The following is a 2,083-nucleotide window of genomic DNA, read 5'->3' as shown; positions in this document are numbered from 1 at the left end:
CAAAAGAATTGGGAATATGAACTAGGATTAGATAGATATAATAATAGAATTCTTGATTATCATAATGAAAATCCGATAAATAATGCTATAAAGGGGGTAAGTAATCCTGATTATTATAAATATTCGGAATTTGGAGAGATGTCTTACCAAGATGGAAAGAAATATTCAGCTTGGAATAAACTTAGAGAAGACGGTTTAACATATGAACAAGTAGAAAAGATAAAAGGAATATCCAAAGGGAAAAAGCCATTACCAGATTCATATTTAAGTGATGGCTATATAAGTAATCATTTAAATTCATTTAAAGAAAGCGGAGCTGTAAAGATTATGCCAAATGAACCATCTGGAACTATTGGTGGTAAGGGAGGAACATTTGTAATGTCAAGAAGTGAATTAAATGATATTATTAGGAATGCTAATGGTGATGTATCTAAAATCGAGACTTTATTAGGACTTGACCCTGGATATCTAGGTGAAAATCCATTTATTGTTACGATAAAAGATACTTCTAGCATAAGGATTCCTTCTGGAAATGAACTCGGAGCATGGCCGGAGTATTGGGTGCCTGGTGGATATACAAGTGGTGGAATTAAAGAAGCTATTGTTGACCCAGTTAAAGAGGGTGGTTATATATATGAACATCTGTTTAAATAGAGGAGGATATAATGAGATTGATTAGTGAAGATGATGGTCTTAAGCTATTAGAAAACCAGGGTAAGTTTTATTTGCAATATGATGCTGGAGCACATATGGTAAAAGAAAAAAGAATTGAAATAACAAGTGATGAAGCTGAACTATGTCAATATGATAGAGAAGAAATGTACAATATGATATTACAATATCAAAATGACGGAGTATATGGAGAGGATGTTTTATAGTGATAATGAGATAAGAGAAAAAATACTATAGTAGAAAAACTAAAATATTATTATTGAGAATGCATAATAATTAAGTAACTGAATGCATAAAAAATTACATTATTAAGATATAGTTGTATCAATAAAAATAAGAGGCTGTAATGAATGCATAATATTAATAATGCAGCAAGAAAAGGACATAATGAACTAGCTGAAAAATAAGTAAGCTAGTTAATTGCTTTTTATAGTGATAAAATAGAATTTAATACCAAAAGAAACTGCAAAGCATAGAAATGAATTTAATAAAATTAAGAATAGCTTGATTGAAGAGTGGGAAAGGAATACAGGGCAAAAATGGCCAACATACACAGAAGATGTGATTTCTCCTAACACAGGAAAGGTTATTAGAAAAGTGGGGGATAAGTATGATGCACATCATGTGATTGAAAATTCATTCGGAGGAGAAAATGAGTGGTGGAATATACATCCAGCAAAGTTTCCTAATGAACATCAATCAGGAATACATGGAGCTGGTTCTCCAGCAAATGAATTATTTAAAGGAGGCAATAAGTAGTGAAATATGAATTTTTAAAATATCAGAATGGAAATAAATTCTATCCAGTTAAAGTAGAAGAGATAAATAAATTGGAAAAAATTTAAATTTAACTGTTCCAAGAGAGTTAAAGGATTTATTATTAGAGATTGGATACGGATTTATCAATGGGTCAGAAAATAATGTAAATCGTATTATGGATACTGATTCAATAAGAGATTTTAGATTAAGAAAAGGTGATTTTGAATTTTATCCTGATATTGAGATATATGATGAATATGAAGACGGTAAATTAATATTTTTTGAAGGTAGTGAATCAGCATTAATATCAATAGAATTGACAGAGGATAATTCAAGCAATATTTTTTACTATGATGTTAAGATAGCAGACTCATTAGAGGAATTTTTAATAAAAATTCAAGAAGATGATAATTATTATTTAGAAATGCTAGATTAAAACTTAATTCATAATAAAGAGCAATTTAAATGCATAAAAAATAATAGGGTAGCACATTAGTTAAATCAATAAATGTGAGAAAATTTAACACTGCATAACTTAAATAATGAAGTGAATAGGGGGCAGAGGGGAAGAAAAAATTGAAAAGTAATTTCTAGTTGATGAAACTAAAAATACTTTCTAAAATCTTTACCACCTATGCCACCTTTCAACCTA

Annotated in this window: 4 protein-coding genes; all 4 read left to right on the top strand. The window is 29.3% G+C overall.

Features of this window, described 5'->3' with window-relative positions; all coding sequences use genetic code 11:
* A partial coding sequence (locus KIB46_RS16200) for a hypothetical protein (RefSeq protein WP_291673247.1) occupies positions 1-654 on the top strand: 654 nt, incomplete at its 5' end.
* Positions 655-665: 11 nt separating this feature from the next.
* On the top strand, positions 666-878 hold the full coding sequence (locus KIB46_RS16195; RefSeq protein ID WP_291673246.1) for a hypothetical protein: 213 nt from the start codon (positions 666-668) through the stop codon (positions 876-878).
* Between the two features lie 298 nt (positions 879-1,176).
* The gene (locus tag KIB46_RS16190; protein WP_291673245.1) at positions 1,177-1,431 is read left to right on the top strand and encodes a hypothetical protein; all 255 of its coding nucleotides are present in this window, start codon (positions 1,177-1,179) and stop codon (positions 1,429-1,431) included.
* A gap of 70 nt (positions 1,432-1,501) precedes the next feature.
* Positions 1,502-1,867, top strand: a complete 366-nt coding sequence (locus KIB46_RS16185) for an SMI1/KNR4 family protein (RefSeq protein ID WP_363290433.1) — start codon at positions 1,502-1,504, stop codon at positions 1,865-1,867.
* The last annotated feature ends 216 nt before the right edge of the window (positions 1,868-2,083 follow it).

This window comes from Clostridium sp. (assembly GCF_018372875.1).
Lineage (GTDB): Bacteria > Bacillota > Clostridia > Clostridiales > Clostridiaceae > Clostridium.
Note: the sequence above shows the minus strand (reverse complement) of the source record. Positions and strands in the feature narration are given on the sequence as shown.

What these genes read in the sequence shown, in the direction of transcription:
- KIB46_RS16195 (WP_291673246.1), top strand. Translation starts at nt 666, where the DNA reads ATGAGATTGATTAGTGAAGATGATGGTCTTAAGCTATTAGAAAACCAG.